Source organism: Streptomyces sp. NBC_01508 (assembly GCF_045040315.1).
Classification (GTDB): Bacteria; Actinomycetota; Actinomycetes; order Streptomycetales; family Streptomycetaceae; genus Streptomyces.
In genome coordinates this window covers 2,059,642-2,075,391 of the sequence record NZ_CP109419.1, presented here as the reverse complement: position 1 = coordinate 2,075,391, position 15,750 = coordinate 2,059,642, and the positions used below count along the sequence as shown (strand labels likewise).

General features: G+C 69.8%; 17 protein-coding genes and 1 pseudogene. 17 read left to right on the top strand and 1 reads right to left on the bottom strand.

Annotated features, from left to right (window positions below; all coding sequences use genetic code 11):
* The first annotated feature begins 115 nt into the window (after positions 1-115).
* The 14 genes from rimM (at position 116) to OG700_RS09240 (ending at position 11,606) form a co-directional block, all read left to right on the top strand.
* On the top strand, positions 116-718 hold the full coding sequence (gene rimM, locus OG700_RS09305) for a ribosome maturation factor RimM (RefSeq protein ID WP_405611713.1): 603 nt from the start codon (positions 116-118) through the stop codon (positions 716-718).
* Positions 715-1,557: a tRNA (guanosine(37)-N1)-methyltransferase TrmD gene (gene trmD, locus OG700_RS09300; protein ID WP_405611711.1), complete on the top strand. Its 843-nt coding sequence runs from the start codon at positions 715-717 to the stop codon at positions 1,555-1,557. The genes rimM and trmD overlap by 4 nt, the downstream gene beginning before the upstream one ends.
* A 131-nt stretch (positions 1,558-1,688) precedes the next feature.
* Positions 1,689-2,039 (top strand): 50S ribosomal protein L19, encoded by a 351-nt coding sequence (gene rplS / locus OG700_RS09295; protein WP_385798545.1) that lies wholly within the window; start codon positions 1,689-1,691, stop codon positions 2,037-2,039.
* Positions 2,040-2,096: 57 nt separating this feature from the next.
* A complete protein-coding gene (gene lepB / locus OG700_RS09290) occupies positions 2,097-2,873 on the top strand; it encodes a signal peptidase I (protein ID WP_405611709.1) in 777 nt (258 codons plus the stop codon).
* The gene (lepB, locus tag OG700_RS09285; protein WP_405611707.1) at positions 2,866-3,870 is read left to right on the top strand and encodes a signal peptidase I; all 1,005 of its coding nucleotides are present in this window, start codon (positions 2,866-2,868) and stop codon (positions 3,868-3,870) included. Before lepB (OG700_RS09290) ends, lepB (OG700_RS09285) begins: the two co-directional genes overlap by 8 nt.
* Positions 3,839-4,795, top strand: a complete 957-nt coding sequence (lepB, locus tag OG700_RS09280) for a signal peptidase I (RefSeq protein ID WP_405621546.1) — start codon at positions 3,839-3,841, stop codon at positions 4,793-4,795. The genes lepB (OG700_RS09285) and lepB (OG700_RS09280) overlap by 32 nt, the downstream gene beginning before the upstream one ends.
* Before the next feature lie 60 nt (positions 4,796-4,855).
* On the top strand, positions 4,856-5,626 hold the full coding sequence (lepB, locus tag OG700_RS09275; RefSeq protein ID WP_405611705.1) for a signal peptidase I: 771 nt from the start codon (positions 4,856-4,858) through the stop codon (positions 5,624-5,626).
* A complete protein-coding gene (locus OG700_RS09270; protein WP_405611703.1) occupies positions 5,616-6,107 on the top strand; it encodes an NUDIX hydrolase in 492 nt (163 codons plus the stop codon). The genes lepB (OG700_RS09275) and OG700_RS09270 overlap by 11 nt, the downstream gene beginning before the upstream one ends.
* A gap of 55 nt (positions 6,108-6,162) precedes the next feature.
* Positions 6,163-6,471 carry a DUF2469 domain-containing protein gene (locus tag OG700_RS09265; protein WP_003965949.1) on the top strand — a complete coding sequence of 103 codons (309 nt, stop codon included), beginning with the start codon at positions 6,163-6,165 and terminating at the stop codon, positions 6,469-6,471.
* 235 nt (positions 6,472-6,706) lie between these two features.
* The gene (locus OG700_RS09260) at positions 6,707-7,069 is read left to right on the top strand and encodes a YraN family protein (protein WP_405611700.1); all 363 of its coding nucleotides are present in this window, start codon (positions 6,707-6,709) and stop codon (positions 7,067-7,069) included.
* Complete coding sequence (locus OG700_RS09255) at positions 7,069-8,697, top strand: YifB family Mg chelatase-like AAA ATPase (RefSeq protein WP_405611697.1); 1,629 nt, start codon at positions 7,069-7,071, stop codon at positions 8,695-8,697. The genes OG700_RS09260 and OG700_RS09255 overlap by 1 nt, the downstream gene beginning before the upstream one ends.
* Positions 8,694-9,863, top strand: a complete 1,170-nt coding sequence (dprA, locus tag OG700_RS09250; protein WP_405611694.1) for a DNA-processing protein DprA — start codon at positions 8,694-8,696, stop codon at positions 9,861-9,863. Before OG700_RS09255 ends, dprA begins: the two co-directional genes overlap by 4 nt.
* A gap of 260 nt (positions 9,864-10,123) precedes the next feature.
* Complete coding sequence (gene whiG, locus OG700_RS09245; protein WP_147878256.1) at positions 10,124-10,972, top strand: RNA polymerase sigma factor WhiG; 849 nt, start codon at positions 10,124-10,126, stop codon at positions 10,970-10,972.
* 73 nt (positions 10,973-11,045) lie between these two features.
* On the top strand, positions 11,046-11,606 hold the full coding sequence (locus tag OG700_RS09240; RefSeq protein ID WP_405621543.1) for a TetR/AcrR family transcriptional regulator: 561 nt from the start codon (positions 11,046-11,048) through the stop codon (positions 11,604-11,606).
* A gap of 292 nt (positions 11,607-11,898) precedes the next feature.
* Here the strand turns inward: OG700_RS09240 and OG700_RS09235 are convergent.
* Positions 11,899-12,501: pseudogene (locus OG700_RS09235) on the bottom strand (peptidoglycan DD-metalloendopeptidase family protein); the annotation flags it as partial.
* A gap of 291 nt (positions 12,502-12,792) precedes the next feature.
* Between OG700_RS09235 and rpsB the strand changes: the two are divergent.
* From rpsB to pyrH, 3 genes are all read left to right on the top strand, one after another.
* Entirely contained in the window at positions 12,793-13,746 is a 954-nt protein-coding gene (rpsB, locus tag OG700_RS09230; RefSeq protein ID WP_405611690.1) for a 30S ribosomal protein S2, read from the top strand.
* Positions 13,747-13,833: 87 nt separating this feature from the next.
* On the top strand, positions 13,834-14,694 hold the full coding sequence (gene tsf / locus OG700_RS09225) for a translation elongation factor Ts (protein WP_405611687.1): 861 nt from the start codon (positions 13,834-13,836) through the stop codon (positions 14,692-14,694).
* Between the two features lie 198 nt (positions 14,695-14,892).
* Entirely contained in the window at positions 14,893-15,672 is a 780-nt protein-coding gene (pyrH, locus tag OG700_RS09220; RefSeq protein WP_405611684.1) for a UMP kinase, read from the top strand.
* Positions 15,673-15,750: the final 78 nt, after the last annotated feature.

Genomic DNA, 15,750 nt, shown 5'->3' with positions numbered 1-15,750 from the left:
CGTCTTCGAGGCACGGACGCGGAACGCCGCGGGGTCGCTCCGCCGACGCGCCGATGCCGGAGAAGCCGCAGAAGTTGAAGACGTTGAAGATGTTGAAGAACAGGGGCGTGTGCAAGTGCAGTTGGTAGTCGCGCGGATCGGCCGTGCCCACGGCATCAAGGGCGAGGTGACCGTCGAGGTGCGTACGGACGAGCCCGAGCTGCGGCTCGGCCCCGGAGCCGTACTTGCCACCGAACCGGCCTCCACGGGCCCCCTGACGATCGAGACCGGCCGGGTGCACAGCGGCAGGCTGCTGCTGCGCTTCGCGGGGGTGAGCGACCGTACGGGCGCCGAGGCCCTGCGCAACACCCTGCTCATCGCCGAGGTGGACCCGCAGGACATGCCGGAGGACCCGGATGAGTACTACGACCACCAACTCATGGATCTGGACGTCGTCCTGGGCGACGGCACGGAGGTCGGCCGGATCACCGAGATCACCCACCTCCCGTCGCAGGATCTGTTCATCGTGGAGCGGCCCGACGGCACCGAGGTCATGATCCCCTTCGTCGAGGAGATCGTGACCGAGATCGACCTGGTGGAGCAGCGGGCCGTGATCGACCCGCCCCCCGGCCTCATCGACGACGGCGCGGTCGTCGCCGCCGCCACCGACGGTGCCGACAGCCCCGACGGCGCGGATGGCGGTGGCCCCGACGGTGCGGGGAAGGGTGATTCGTCATGACGCAATCCACCACCACACTCCGGGCGGACGTGATCACGATCTTCCCCGAGTACCTCGAACCGCTGAACGTGTCCCTCGTCGGCAAGGCACGTGCGCGTGGCCGCCTCGACGTCCACGCGCACGACCTCCGGGAGTGGACGTACGACCGGCGCAACACGGTCGACGACACCCCCTACGGCGGCGGCCCCAGCGTGGTCATGAAGACCGGCCCCTGGGGCGACGCCCTGGACGAGACGATCGCGAACGGCTACGAGACGGGCGCACACGCGCCTGTCCTGGTCGTTCCCACCCCCAGCGGGCGCCCTTTCACCCAGGAGCTCGCCGTCGAGCTCTCCGAGCGGCCCTGGCTGGTCTTCGCGCCGGCCCGGTACGAGGGCATCGACCGCCGCGTCGTTGACGAGTACGCGACTCGGATGCCCGTGTACGAGGTGTCCATCGGCGACTACGTCCTGGCCGGCGGCGAGGCGGCCGTACTGGTCATCATGGAGGCCGTCGCACGGCTGCTGCCCGGCGTCCTGGGCAACGCCGAGTCCCATCGGGACGACTCGTTCGCCCCCGGAGCTATGGCCGACCTGCTGGAAGGCCCGGTCTATACGAAACCCCCGGAATGGCGCGGGCGCACCATTCCGGACACTCTGCTCAGCGGTCATCACGGCAGGATCGCGCGCTGGCGGCGGGACGAGGCTTTCCGGCGTACAGCTCTCAACAGGCCCGACATGATCGAGCGTTGTGACGCCGCGGCCTTCGACAAGAAGGACCGCGAGCTGCTTTCCATCATGGGCTGGGCCCCGGAGCCCGGTGGCCGATTTTGGCGCAGGCCCGAGGCCGTGGAAGAATGAGCCGCTGCCGTACGTCCGGTGCGCGCCCCTGCCACAGGGGGAACGACGCCCACCCGACGCGAACGGCGCTCCGAATTTTCCTTTCGACATTCCGTTGATGACCTGTGGCATCAGCGAGGAAGCAGATCATCATGGCTCACCTGCTCGACACCGTCGACTCGGCGTCGCTGCGCAGCGACCTCCCCGCGTTCCGTCCCGGCGACACCGTGAACGTCCACGTACGGGTCATCGAGGGCAACCGCTCCCGTATCCAGCAGTTCAAGGGTGTTGTCATCCGCCGGCAGGGTTCGGGCGTCCGTGAGACCTTCACGGTCCGCAAGGTCTCCTTCTCCGTCGGCGTCGAGCGTACCTTCCCGGTGCACAGCCCGATCTTCGAGAAGATCGAGCTCGTGAGCCGTGGTGACGTACGTCGCGCCAAGCTCTACTACCTCCGTGAGCTGCGCGGCAAGGCCGCGAAGATCAAGGAGAAGCGCGACAACTGAGCTCAGGCTCGAACTCGCGCACGGTGCCACCGCACGGCCGGATAGGCTCTGAGCCCGATGGACACCGAACCACAGCACTTGGAGCGCGACCCCTCTTCCACACCCGCCACAGGGAAGGAAGAGGGGTCGCGCTCCGTGCGTATGGCGCGATTCCCCGAATTTCTGCGAACCCTGTCGTGGCGCCGGGCCGCGACGCTGGGCGTACTCGGCACGGCCGCTCTCCTGCTGTTCAGCGCCTTTGTCGTGCAGCCCTTCCTGATCCCCAGCGGCTCCATGGAGCCGGGCCTCCAGGTCGGGGACCGGGTGCTGGTCAACAAGTTGGCGTACCGTTTCGGTACCGAACCGCAACGCGGTGATGTGGTCGTCTTCGACGGCACCGGGTCCTTCGTCCAGGAGCCCGCGCGGGAGAACCCCCTCGCCGGGCTCGCACACGGGGCGGCGGCGGCCCTCGGTCTCGCCGAGCCTGCCGAGACCGACTTCGTGAAGCGTGTCGTCGGCGTGGGGGGCGACCGGGTGGTCTGCTGCGACAAGGGGGGCAAGGTCGAGGTGAACGGCCGGGCGATCGACGAGCGGTACGTGCACTTCGGCGACGTGCCGTCCAGCGCGCCCTTCGACATCGTCGTACCCTCCGGAACCCTCTGGGTGATGGGCGACCACCGCAGCAACTCCCGCGACTCACGTGACCACTTGGGGCAGCCCGGCGGTGGCACGGTGCCCGTCGGCAAGGTCATCGGGCGGGTGGACTGGATCGGCTGGCCGCTGGGTCGCTGGGCTTCGCTGGAGCCCACCGACGCCTTCTGGGACGTACGAGATCCGGACGGCGCCCATGGGTAACCGAGGACGGCCCGGGGGCCACCGGGCCGACACCCGGCTGCCGACAGGCACCAGACCCACCGCGGAACGCGCCCTGCCGGGGCGCGCGGAGCGGCGCAGGCTCGCACGCAGGGTGAAACGGCGCCGTCGCCGCTCCGCGGTGACGGAGATCCCGCTCCTGATCACCGTGGCGCTGCTGATCGCCCTCGTGCTCAAGACCTTCCTCGTCCAGGCTTTCGTGATCCCCTCCGGCTCCATGGAGCAGACGATCCGGATCGACGACCGGGTGCTCGTGGACAAGCTGACGCCCTGGTTCGGTTCCCGCCCCGAGCGTGGCGACGTCGTGGTCTTCAAGGACCCCGGTGGCTGGCTCCAGGACGAGACCGAGGCCCCCCCGGACGATCCGGTCGTCGTCAAGCAGGTCAAGCAGGCCCTCACCTTCATCGGACTGCTGCCGTCCGCCGACGAGCAGGACCTGATCAAGCGCGTCGTGGCTGTGGGCGGCGACACCGTGAAGTGCTGCGACAAGGACGGGCGCATCGTCGTCAACGGCGTACCGCTGACGGAGCCGTATCTGAATCCCGGCAACCCGCCGTCGAAGCTCGACTTCGAGGTGAAGGTGCCGACGGGGCGGATCTTCGTGATGGGCGACCATCGGTCCAACTCGGCCGACTCGCGCTTCCATCTCGACGAGGAGTTCCGCGGCACCGTCTCGGAGGACGAGGTCGTCGGACGGGCCGTCGTCATCGCCTGGCCGCTGGGCCACTGGCGGCGCCTGGAGGAGCCGGAGACGTACGCCTCCGTACCGGATGCGCGCGCCGCACCGACCACGGCGCTCGGCCCGTCGAATAGTGTGTCCTCTCAGGATCCGAACGGAATGATCCTGCTCCCGACCCCTGCGGAACTCCCGCTCGTTATGGGAGTAGTGGGCCTGCTCCGTCTCCGGAGCGGGCAGTTGCACGGAGTGAGGAGTGGATGTGGGGGATTTGGCCGTCGGCGCACGATCCGGACACGGTGAGCCCGAGGACAGGCCCGAGCAACTCGCCGAGCCTTCCGTCGGTTCTGCCGGTTCCGCCGCGGAGACCCCATCCGCCGGCGCGTCCGCAGACATGAAGGACCAGATGGTGGAGCGGCCGGACGGCGAGCCGGACGACGACGGGGCCTCGGACGTGAGGAAGCAGCGTTCCTTCTGGAAGGAACTGCCTCTGCTGATCGGTATCGCGCTGCTGCTCGCGCTGCTGATCAAGACCTTCCTGGTGCAGGCGTTCTCGATCCCCTCGGACTCGATGCAGGACACCCTGCAACGGGGCGACCGGGTGCTCGTCGACAAGCTCACGCCGTGGTTCGGCGCGGAGCCCGAGCGCGGCGAGGTCGTGGTCTTCCACGACCCGGGCGGCTGGCTCGACAGCACGCAGGCCCCCGAGCCCAATGTGGCGCAGAAGTTCCTCAGCTTCATCGGCCTCATGCCGTCGTCCGAGGAGAAGGACCTCATCAAAAGGGTCATCGCGGTCGGCGGCGACACGGTGGAGTGCAAGAAGGGCGGCAGTGTCCAGGTCAACGGGAAGGCGCTGAACGAGAAGTCGTACATCTACCCCGGAAACAGCGCCTGTGACGACGAGCCGTTCGGACCGATCACGGTGCCCGACGGCCGGATCTGGGTGATGGGCGACCACCGGCAGAATTCGCTCGACTCCCGCTACCACCAGGAGCTGCCGGGGCACGGCACCGTCTCCACCGACGAGGTCGTCGGCCGTGCCGTCGTCATCGCCTGGCCCCTCGACCGACTGTCGACGCTTCCCGTGCCTGACACGTTCGACCAGCGGGGCCTCAACGCGGCGGCCGTCGCGGCGGCGGGGGCTCCTGCCGTGCTGGGCGTCGCCGGCGCCCTGCCGCTGGTGTTCTGGCGCAGGCGAAGGCTGACCGGCGGCCGTACCGACGGGTAGGGTGCCGTCCCAGATCGCCGATCCGGCGATGATCATTCTCCGGAACGGGGGACGGCTGGGATGAGCGGGACAGGACGTACGAACGGCGGCCACGGCCGCCTCGGCAGTGTGCTGTCGGGGCTGGCCGTGGCCGTCGGCAGTGTGCTCTTCCTCGGCGGATTCGTCTGGGGAGCGGTGGAGTACCAGCCCTACACGGTGCCGACGGATTCCATGGATCCGACCGTGAAGGCCGGCGACCGGGTCCTGGCGCAGCGGATATCCGGTGACCAGGTGCGGCGTGGCGATGTCGTGGTCTTCAACGACGCGCAGTGGGGCGACATGCCGATGGTGAAGCGGGTCGTCGGCGTCGGGGGCGACAAGGTCGCCTGCTGCGACGACAAGGGGCGCCTGACGATCAACGGGAAGTCGATCGAGGAACCGTACGTGCGGCGGATGCCGGGCGGGCTCGCTTCGACCACCGGCTTCGGGGCGACGGTCCCGAAGGGACAACTGTTCCTCCTCGGCGACGAACGCGGCGGGTCGCTGGACTCCCGGGTCCACCTCCAGGAGCAGGGGCAGGGCTCGGTGCCGCGCTCGACGGTGACGGCGCGGATCGACGCCGTCGCGTGGCCGCTGGGCGGCCTGGTCGAACGCCCGGGCGCGTTCGCGGCGCTGCCGGGCGGGGTGTCGGAGCCGGGACCGGTGACACCGCTGGTGGGCTCCGTGATCCTCGGGGCAGTGCTGATCCTGGGCGGCGCGGCGTACGGGCCGTTCGTGCGGCGGTTCGGCGGGGCGCGGCGTACGGGGCCCACGGGGCGGACCGACGGGGAGGTGTCGACCGGTGTCCGGTGACGCGTTGCGGAAGGTCTCGCGGGTCGTACTGCTCGACCCGGACGACCGAATTCTGCTGATGCGTGGGTACGAGCCGGGCGACCCTGCGAACGACTGGTGGTTCACGCCCGGCGGCGGCCTGGAGGGCGACGAGACGCGGCAGGAGGCCGCCCTGCGCGAACTGGCCGAGGAGACCGGTATCAGGGAGGTCGAGCTCGGGCCGGTGCTCTGGCACCGTACCTGCTCCTTTCCGTTCGACGGGCGGCGCTGGGACCAGGACGAGTGGTACTTCCTGGCACGTACGGCGCAGACCGAGACCACCGTCGAAGGGCTGACGGAGCTGGAGCGGCGCAGTGTCGCGGAGCTGAGGTGGTGGACCTCCGCCGAACTGTCGACGGCGCGTGAGACGGTGTATCCGACCAGGCTCGCCGGGCTGCTGCGCACGCTGCTCGACGAGGGTCCTCCGGGTGCACCGGTGGTTCTCGCCTCTGAAATCGTCTAGGGGCGTATGGGGCCGGAGCACAATAGGGGGACGTACGGCTGAAGGGGAACATGCCATGAGCGCCGAGGACCTCGAGAAGTACGAGACCGAGATGGAGCTGAAGCTCTACCGGGAGTACCGCGATGTCGTCGGTCTGTTCAAATACGTGATCGAGACCGAACGCCGCTTCTATCTCACCAATGACTACGAGATGCAGGTGCACTCGGTGCAGGGTGAGGTCTTCTTCGAGGTCTCGATGGCGGACGCGTGGGTCTGGGACATGTACCGGCCGGCCAGGTTCGTCAAGCAGGTGCGGGTACTGACGTTCAAGGACGTGAACATCGAAGAGCTGAACAAGAGTGATTTGGAGCTGCCGGGCGGCTGAGGTGGCCGACGCGGGCGGTGCGGGTGGAGGGCGGTGTGGGTCGGCGGGGGACGAGTGGCAGGGGCGGGTGGGAGCGGCGCGACCGGGGACGACCGGGGTCTGCGTGGCACCTGCGGCCCGTGTGATTGGTGGTGCGCTGGTGGGTGACGGAGTTATCCACAATCGATGAGTTGTCCACCAAGATCCGCCCGCTTCTGGATTTCGCCCCAGAGTCGGTGCCGGAGGTGGTGCCGACATGAACGCGACGGGGGCACTGGGGCGGTACGGCGAAGGACTGGCCGCACGGCGGCTGGCAGCGGCCGGGATGACCGTGCTGGACCGCAACTGGCGGTGCGGCAGGACGGGCGAGATCGACATCGTGGCCCGCGACGGGGACGTGCTGGTCGTCTGTGAGGTGAAGACGCGCCGGGAAGGCTCCTTCGAGCACCCGATGGCGGCGGTGACGCCGGTGAAGGTGGATCGCCTGAGGCGCCTCGCGGCCTGCTGGCTGGAGATGTGCGGCGGGCCGCCCCCGGGCGGCGTCCGTATCGACCTGATCGGGGTGGTGCTGCCCAGACGCGGCGCTCCTGTGGTCGAGCACGCCCGAGGGGTGGCCTGATGGGATTCGCGCGTGCGTGTTCGGTGGCGCTGGTGGGTGTCGAGGGTGTGGTGGTGGAGGTCCAGGCGGATCTCGAACCGGGCGTGGCGGCCTTTACCCTGGTCGGGCTGCCCGACAAGAGTCTGGTGGAGAGCCGGGACAGAGTCAGGGCAGCTGTGGTGAACTCCGGCGCGGAGTGGCCGCAGAAGAAGCTCACGGTGGGCCTCAGCCCGGCCTCCGTACCGAAGAGCGGCTCCGGTTTCGATCTCGCAGTGGCCGTCGCCGTGCTGGGAGCGGCCGAGCGTATCGAACCGCGGGCCATCGCCGACCTGGTGCTGATCGGAGAACTGGGTCTCGACGGCAGAGTCCGTCCGGTACGAGGCATCCTGCCCGCCGTTCTCGCGGCGGCCGAGGCCGGCTACCACCAGGTGGTCGTGCCGGAGCAGACAGCGGGCGAGGCGTCACTGGTACCGGGAGTGTCCGTGCTCGGCGTACGGAGCCTGCGCCAGCTCATCGCCGTACTGACCGGTGAACCGGTGCCCGAGGAGCCCACGGTCACCGAGGAGGGGCGGCCCGATCCCATGCTCGCGGGCCTGATGGTGCCCGGCGCCGGGGTGGGAACGGGGCTGGCCCCCGGCTTCGGGCAGCAGGGTACGCACCGACCCGACCTCGCCGACGTGGCGGGACAGAAGGGAGCCCGCACCGCCCTGGAGGTCGCCGCGGCGGGCGGACATCACCTGCTCCTGCAAGGGCCACCCGGCGCGGGCAAGACGATGCTGGCCGAGCGGCTGCCCGCACTGCTGCCGGCGCTGACGAGGCAGGACTCCGTCGAAGTCACGGCGGTGCACTCGGTCGCCGGGATCCTCCCGCCCGGCGAACCGCTCGTACGTACGGCGCCGTACTGCGCCCCGCATCACTCGGCGACCATGCAGTCCCTCGTAGGAGGCGGCAACGGGCTGGCGAGACCGGGAGCGGTGTCCCTGGCACACAAGGGTGTGCTCTTTCTGGACGAGGCGCCGGAATTCTCGGGCAAGGCCCTCGACGCGCTGCGCCAGCCCCTCGAATCGGGGCAGGTGGTCATCGCGCGCAGCGCCGGAGTCGTACGGCTGCCCGCCCGCTTCCTGATGGTCCTCGCCGCCAACCCGTGCCCCTGCGGGCGCCACACCTTGCACGGCGCCGGGTGCGAGTGCCCGCCCTCGGCGATCCGCCGCTACCAGTCGCGACTGTCCGGCCCGCTGCTCGACCGGGTCGATCTGCGGGTGGAGGTCCAGCCGGTGCACCGCGCCGATCTGATGGGCCGGGGCGGCCGGGGTGAGACGACGGCGGTCGTCGCCGAGCGCGTCGGGGCGGCCCGGCTGCGGTCGGCCGGACGGCTGGCGGGGACGCCGTGGACGGTCAACAGCGAAGTGCCCGGTCATGAACTGCGTACCCGCTGGCTCACCGCGCCCGGGGCACTCGACGCCGCCGAGCGGGACCTCGAACGGGGACTGCTCACGGCCCGCGGCCTGGACCGGGTCCTGCGAGTCGCGTGGACGGTCGCGGACCTCGCCGGACGCGACCGGCCCGACGGTCGGGACGTGGGCCTGGCGCTGGAACTGCGCACCGGCATCGCCCGGGGCGCCGGCGCCGCGATCGGGGGCGTGTCATGACGACGGAAATCGGCGCCGACGAACGACTGGCACGGGCCGCTCTGACCCGAGTGATCGAGCCCGGCGACGAGAACGGCGGGCGGTGGCTGCGCAAGTACGGCGCCCGAGGGCTGATGGACCTGCTCACTTCCGCCGACAGGACCGACGACGAGGCCCTGGGGGAGATCGGCCCACGCCGCGTCAGCGGCCTCAGGACCCGCGCGGCGGCAGCCGCCCCCGAGCACGACCTGTCGGTCGTCGCGGGGATCGGCGGCCGGTTCGTCTGCCCCGGCGACCAGGAGTGGCCGACCCAACTCGACGACCTGGGTACCGCACGCCCCATCGGGCTGTGGGTCCGCGGCAGGCCCGATCTGAGGCTCTGGGCCCTGCGCTCCGTCGCCGTCGTCGGTGCCAGGGCCTGCACACCGTACGGGGCACACATGGCGGCGAGCATCGCATCAGGCCTGGCCGAGCGGGGCTGGGTGGTGACGTCGGGAGCGGCGTACGGGGTCGACGGAGCCGCCCACCGGGGCGCACTCGCCTCCGGCGGCGCGACCGTCGCCGTCCTCGCCTGCGGCGTCGACGTGGTCTATCCGCCCGGACACGCGGAACTGGTGCGCCGCATCGCAGAACAGGGCCTGGTCGTAGGAGAGTTGGCGCCCGGCGATCATCCGACCCGTAGCAGGTTCGTCCTCCGTAACCGTGTGATCGCCGCACTCACCCGGGGGACGGTCGTGGTGGAGGCCGAGTACCGCAGCGGCTCGCTGGTCACCGCCCGCAGCGCACTGCGGCTCGGGCGGTTCACCATGGGAGTGCCGGGCCCGGCGACGAGCGGCCTCTCCGCCGGGGTGCACGAACTGCTGCGCGGCGAAGGCGTGCTGGTCACGGACGCCGCCGAAGTGGCCGAGCTGGTGGGGGACATGGGCGATCTCGCACCCACCAGACGCGGCCCCGTCGTGGCCAGGGACCTGCTCGATCCTCTCGGCAGACGGATCCTCGACGCGCTGCCCGCGCGTGGCGCCCTCGGTGCGCGGGACATCGCGCGGCAGACCGCGACGACGGCCGATGAGGCTCTCGCCAAGCTGTACGAACTTCACTCGCTCGGGTTCGTCGAACGGCGCGGTGACGGCTGGCGGTTGACGCCGCGGACGACAAGCGGCGGTGGTATGCGGCGAGCCGGTACTTGACCTGGGGCATTCGGGTGAAAAGGTGAGGCAGATGACCATCGCAGTTCTCCCGACGGCGCGACAGCGGCCGATACGCGCGGTGTCGGCGCCGGGTCGCGACATCTCGGCGGCGGCCGACCGCGCCTGTCCTGACAGGCACTCCCTCTGCCTCCTCGCCCACCGCGACCGACCTGTCACGCTACGCTCACCAGGAATCCGGCCCAGACGTACCTCCCCTCATTCCTCCCCTCACTTCACGGCAGAACGGCTCAAGGCAACGCATGCCCCAGCACACCTCCGGGTCCGACCGCGTGGCGGCGCCACCCCCGGCGCCCCCCGCCGCCCGCGGCGAAGTGCGACCCTCCGCGCCCTCGGCGCTCGACACCCTGTGGCGGTCGTACAAGTCCACGGGTAACGAGCGGCTGCGTGAGCAGTTGATCCTGCACTACTCACCGCTGGTGAAGTACGTCGCCGGCCGGGTGAGTGTGGGACTGCCGTCCAACGTCGAGCAGGCGGATTTCGTCTCCTCCGGGGTCTTCGGGCTCATCGACGCGATCGAGAAGTTCGACATCGAGCGGTCGATCAAGTTCGAGACCTACGCGATCACTCGCATCCGCGGCGCGATGATCGACGAACTGCGCGCGCTGGACTGGATTCCGCGCTCCGTACGCCAGAAGGCGAGGGCTGTCGAGCGTGCCTACGCCACGCTGGAGGCGCAGTTGCGGCGCACTCCGTCGGAGACCGAGGTGGCCGCCGAGATGGGCATCGCCGTCGAGGAACTGCACGCGGTCTTCAGCCAGTTGTCGCTGGCCAACGTTGTGGCGCTGGAGGAACTGCTGCATGTCGGCGGGGAGGGCGGCGACCGGCTCAGCCTGATGGACACGTTGGAGGACACGGCGGCCGACAATCCCGTCGAGGTCGCCGAGGACCGCGAGCTGCGCCGACTGCTCGCCCGTGCCATCAACACCCTTCCCGAGCGCGAGAAGACCGTGGTCACGCTCTACTACTACGAAGGACTCACGCTGGCGGAGATCGGCAACGTTCTCGGGGTCACCGAGAGCCGCGTCAGCCAGATCCACACGAAGTCCGTGCTCCAGCTTCGCGCGAAACTCGCCGACGCGGGACGCTGAATCGTCACTGCCCCGCCTGCGCGGGCGGTCCCCGCCGTAGAGTGGGTCCGTGCCCAGGATTCGAGCGGCCTCCGTGGCCGAGCACCGGACCATGCAGCGCGGCGCCCTGCTCGACGCCGCACGCTCCCTCCTGTCCGAAGGCGGCACGGATGCGCTGACCTTTCCCGCCCTCGCCGAACGTACGGGCCTCGCCAGGTCGTCGGTCTACGAGTACTTCCGGTCTCGCGCGGCCGTCGTCGAAGAGCTCTGCGCTGTCGACTTCCCCGTCTGGGCCGCCGAGATCGAATTCGCGATGGCGGAGGCGGCGACCCCCGAGAGCAAGATCGAAGCGTATGTCCGCAGGCAGTTGAGCCTGGTGGGCGATCGCCGCCACCGCGCCGTGGTCGCCATCTCCGCCAGTGAGCTGGACGCGGGTGCTCGGGAGAAGATCCGAGCGGCGCACGGTGGACTCATCGCGATGATCGTCGAAGCCCTCGGTGAATTGGGCCACGAGCAGCCGAGGCTGGCCGCGATGCTGCTCCAGGGCGTTGTGGACGCCGCCGTGCGGCGGATCGAGTTGGGCGCGGCCGAGGACCCCGTGGTGATCGCCGAGGCGGCGGTGTCCATGGTGCTCCACGGTGTACGCGGTACCTGACCCCCGTACGGCTCCGCTGCCGCACCCACGCGGCTGCCGCGAGCAGGGCTGCGGCGTGCAGCGCGTCTCCGGCGGCTGCGGCGGTCTCCTCGGCCATGAGCGCCACGTCGTCCGGCAGGACGGCCGACCGGGATCCGGCCGGCGTGTGTGTGGGCGCCGGTTCAGGGACCCCGAACACCGGCAGCAGTCGTGCCGGGCCGCGGTCGAGCAGGTGGTCGGGAAGCAGGGACAGCGGGTCGAGATAGGTCTCGCCCCGCAGCAGGCCCCAGTGCAGACAGCCGCCCTCGCAGTGGAACGGGCCCGGCCCCAGGACGGCCACGATCTGGCCCGCCGTCACCTCGTCGCCCTCGGCGACAACCGCCGTCACCGGCTCGTAGGTGGTACGCAGAGGCGGCTGCCCGGTGCCGGTCAGCGTGATCGAGAGCACGCCGCGTCCCGCCACCATGCCGGTGAAGGACACCCGGCCGGGAGCCGCGGCCCGGATGACGGTGCCCGGAGCGGCGGCGAGGTCCACGCCCCGGTGGCCGGGACCGTACGGCGAGGCGGGCGGCTCCCACCCCCGTAGAACGGTCGGCCGCGGTCCGACCGGCCAGGCCCGGTCGCCGCTGACGCCCTCGATACCAGTGCCCGTATCCGCGCCCGGAGCCGTATCGGCGGCGGCAGCGGTGTCGCCGCCGGGAGCGGCCGGGATCGGCTCGGAGCCGGCATCGGCGTCCTTGCCGACCTCTTCGCTGTCAGCGGCCAGGGCGTCGGACGAGGTGGCGAACAGGACGGCCGCCACCACTCCCGCGAGCGCGGCGACGCCAGCGCGGACGCAGAGCGAGATGAGCCGCCGCCGGCCACGGCGGCGGGGCCGGGCGGAGCTGTGAATGTGCAGTTCCTCGACAGTGATCATGTCGTTCACGCTGCCGTAGTCGGCCGATTCAAGTGGATCATGCTCGGATTCTGTGGATAACCGGGCCATTGTGCATATCTCCGTCACCCCCGCACTCCGTCGTCGGGCACTGTGCGGGTCCCGTACACTTCCTGTGGCGATCCGGGTCACCGGATCGACTTCGCACGCCCCGCCGCCGGCCTCTTCGCCGGTGTCCGCGCTTCTCGGTCCCTAGTGGCAAAGCGTTCCGGGGCGTCAGGCGTGACCGCCGTCCGGTGGTCGCGACAACCGAGTACCTCAAGGAGTACGGCCATGGCCGTCGTCACGATGCGGGAGCTGCTGGAAAGCGGCGTCCACTTCGGTCACCAGACCCGTCGTTGGAACCCGAAGATGAAGCGCTTCATCTTCACGGAGCGCAACGGCATCTACATCATCGACCTGCTCCAGTCGCTGTCGTACATCGACCGCGCCTACGAGTTCGTCAAGGAGACCGTCGCCCACGGCGGTTCCATCATGTTCGTCGGTACGAAGAAGCAGGCCCAGGAGGCCATCGCCGAGCAGGCGACGCGCGTTGGCATGCCGTATGTCAACCAGCGCTGGCTGGGCGGCATGCTCACCAACTTCTCCACCGTGTACAAGCGCCTTCAGCGTCTGAAGGAGCTTGAGCAGATCGACTTCGAGGACGTGGCCGCCTCCGGCCTCACCAAGAAGGAGCTCTTGGTCCTCTCCCGTGAGAAGGCCAAGCTGGAGAAGACCCTCGGTGGTATCCGCGAAATGCAGAAGGTGCCCAGCGCCGTCTGGATCGTCGACACCAAGAAGGAGCACATCGCCGTCGGTGAGGCGCGCAAGCTCCACATCCCGGTCGTCGCGATTCTCGACACCAACTGCGACCCCGACGAGGTCGACTACAAGATCCCCGGCAACGACGACGCGATCCGCTCCGTCACCCTGCTCACCCGCGTGATCGCCGACGCCGTCGCCGAGGGTCTCATCGCCCGCTCCGGCGCCGCCACCGGCGACTCCAAGCCGGGCGAGAAGGCCGCCGGCGAGCCCCTCGCCGAGTGGGAGCGTGACCTCCTCGAAGGCGACAAGAAGGCCGACGCGGAGAAGTCCGCCGACGCCGCCGAGGCCCCGGCCGACGTCCAGACCTCCGCCGAGACGGAGAAGGTCGCCGACGCCGAGCAGGCCGACGAGGTCGCCGCTCCGGCCGAGGCCCCCGCCGCCGAGGTCACCGAGGCTCCGGCCGCGGACGCCGACAAGGCCTGACCTCAAAGGTTCGGTTGCTGACGGCGGGGGCCCACGGCCCCCGCCGTCCACCCGTAGATCTTCGACTTCCGAGAGAGATTCACAGACATGGCGAACTACACCGCCGCTGACGTCAAGAAGCTCCGCGAGCTCACCGGCGCCGGCATGATGGACTGCAAGAAGGCCTTGGTCGAGGCCGACGGCGATGTCGACAAGGCCGTCGAGGTGCTTCGCGTCAAGGGACAGAAGGGCGTCGCCAAGCGCGAGAGCCGCAGTGCCGAGAACGGCGCTGTCGTCTCCCTCGTCTCCGACGACAACACCTCCGGTGTTCTGCTGGAGCTGAAGTGCGAGACGGACTTCGTCGCCAAGGGTGACAAGTTCCAGACCGCCGCCAACGCGCTGGCCGCCCACGTGGCCGCGACCGGCCCCGCCGACATCGAGGCGCTGCGCGCCTCCGAGATCGAGCCCGGCAAGACCGTCCAGGCCTTCGTAGACGAGGCCAACGCGAACCTCGGCGAGAAGATCGTCCTGGACCGCTTCGCCCAGTTCCAGGGCGACGGCAGCTTCGTCGGCACATACATGCACCGCACCATGCCCGACCTCCCGCCGCAGGTCGGTGTTTTGGTCGAACTGGACAAGGGCAACGTCGACGCCGCGACGGCCGCCACCGTCGCCAAGGACGTCGCCCAGCACATCGCCGCGTTCGCGCCGAAGTACCTCACCCGTGAGGAAGTTCCGGCCGACGTCGTCGAGAACGAGCGCCGTGTGGCCGAGGCCACCTCCCGCGAGGAGGGCAAGCCCGAGGCCGCGCTGCCCAAGATCGTCGAGGGGCGCGTCAACGGCTTCTTCAAGGAGGTCACCCTCCTCGACCAGCCGTTCGCGAAGGACAACAAGAAGTCTGTCAGGAAGGTCCTGGACGAGGCCGGTGTCACGCTGAAGCGCTTCGCGCGCATCCGCGTCGGCGCCTGACGTTCCGGTCACCGTCCCGGGGCCGAGCACCCGGGACAGCGCAGTCGTACGCGATCGACGGTGGACCCCGCTAGGGTCTACTGCAGCCGCCGGCCGAACACGCGCCGGACGGTCGCAGATCTGACGAGGAGGCCATTGCCGCAAGGGACACAGACCCACCGGCAATGGCCTTCTTCGTATGTGCACGAGGAGATCCCGATGAACAAGGGCGCGGACGCCATCCAGTCCACCGACGACAACAGCGACCCCGGCAAGAAGGCCGGGCGCTTCATGCTGAAACTGTCCGGTGAGGCGTTCGCCGGCGGGGGAGCGCTCGGCGTCGACCCCGATGTCGTACACGCCATCGCCCGCGAGATCGCCGCCGTCGTGCGGGACGGGGCGCAGATCGCCATTGTCATCGGCGGAGGAAACTTCTTCCGCGGCGCCGAACTCCAGCAGCGCGGCATGGACCGGGCCCGCTCCGACTACATGGGCATGCTCGGTACGGTCATGAACTGCCTGGCCCTCCAGGACTTCCTGGAGAAGGAGGGCATCGACTCGCGCGTCCAGACCGCCATCACCATGGGGCAGGTCGCCGAGCCGTACATCCCGCTGCGCGCCGTACGGCACCTGGAGAAGGGCCGTGTCGTCATCTTCGGCGCCGGCATGGGGATGCCGTATTTCTCCACCGACACCACCGCCGCCCAGCGCGCCCTGGAGATCGACGCCGAAGCGCTGCTGATGGGCAAGAACGGCGTGGACGGGGTCTACGACTCCGACCCCAAGACCAACCCCGACGCGGTGAAGTTCGACGCGCTGGAGTACGGCGAGGTGATCACCCGCGACCTCAAGGTCGCCGATGCCACCGCCGTCACTCTCTGCCGCGACAATGCGCTGCCGATCCTTGTCTTCGAACTCCTCACGGAGGGCAATATCGCGCGTGCCGTCAAGGGTGAGAAGATCGGCACGCTCGTGAGCGACCAGGGCACCCGGGCCTGAACTCGGGCTGCCCCGCACGGGGATGGACAAAGCCCTGCCGGTCGGACACCGTGCAGGAGCAAGACGCGACGCAGGTTC

What these genes read in the sequence shown, in the direction of transcription:
- trmD (WP_405611711.1), top strand. Translation starts at nt 715, where the DNA reads ATGACGCAATCCACCACCACACTCCGGGCGGACGTGATCACGATCTTC.
- rplS (WP_385798545.1), top strand. Translation starts at nt 1,689, where the DNA reads ATGGCTCACCTGCTCGACACCGTCGACTCGGCGTCGCTGCGCAGCGAC.
- lepB (WP_405611709.1), top strand. Translation starts at nt 2,097, where the DNA reads ATGGACACCGAACCACAGCACTTGGAGCGCGACCCCTCTTCCACACCC.
- lepB (WP_405611707.1), top strand. Translation starts at nt 2,866, where the DNA reads ATGGGTAACCGAGGACGGCCCGGGGGCCACCGGGCCGACACCCGGCTG.
- lepB (WP_405611705.1), top strand. Translation starts at nt 4,856, where the DNA reads ATGAGCGGGACAGGACGTACGAACGGCGGCCACGGCCGCCTCGGCAGT.
- OG700_RS09265 (WP_003965949.1), top strand. Translation starts at nt 6,163, where the DNA reads ATGAGCGCCGAGGACCTCGAGAAGTACGAGACCGAGATGGAGCTGAAG.
- OG700_RS09260 (WP_405611700.1), top strand. Translation starts at nt 6,707, where the DNA reads ATGAACGCGACGGGGGCACTGGGGCGGTACGGCGAAGGACTGGCCGCA.
- OG700_RS09255 (WP_405611697.1), top strand. Translation starts at nt 7,069, where the DNA reads ATGGGATTCGCGCGTGCGTGTTCGGTGGCGCTGGTGGGTGTCGAGGGT.
- dprA (WP_405611694.1), top strand. Translation starts at nt 8,694, where the DNA reads ATGACGACGGAAATCGGCGCCGACGAACGACTGGCACGGGCCGCTCTG.
- whiG (WP_147878256.1), top strand. Translation starts at nt 10,124, where the DNA reads ATGCCCCAGCACACCTCCGGGTCCGACCGCGTGGCGGCGCCACCCCCG.
- rpsB (WP_405611690.1), top strand. Translation starts at nt 12,793, where the DNA reads ATGGCCGTCGTCACGATGCGGGAGCTGCTGGAAAGCGGCGTCCACTTC.
- tsf (WP_405611687.1), top strand. Translation starts at nt 13,834, where the DNA reads ATGGCGAACTACACCGCCGCTGACGTCAAGAAGCTCCGCGAGCTCACC.
- pyrH (WP_405611684.1), top strand. Translation starts at nt 14,893, where the DNA reads ATGAACAAGGGCGCGGACGCCATCCAGTCCACCGACGACAACAGCGAC.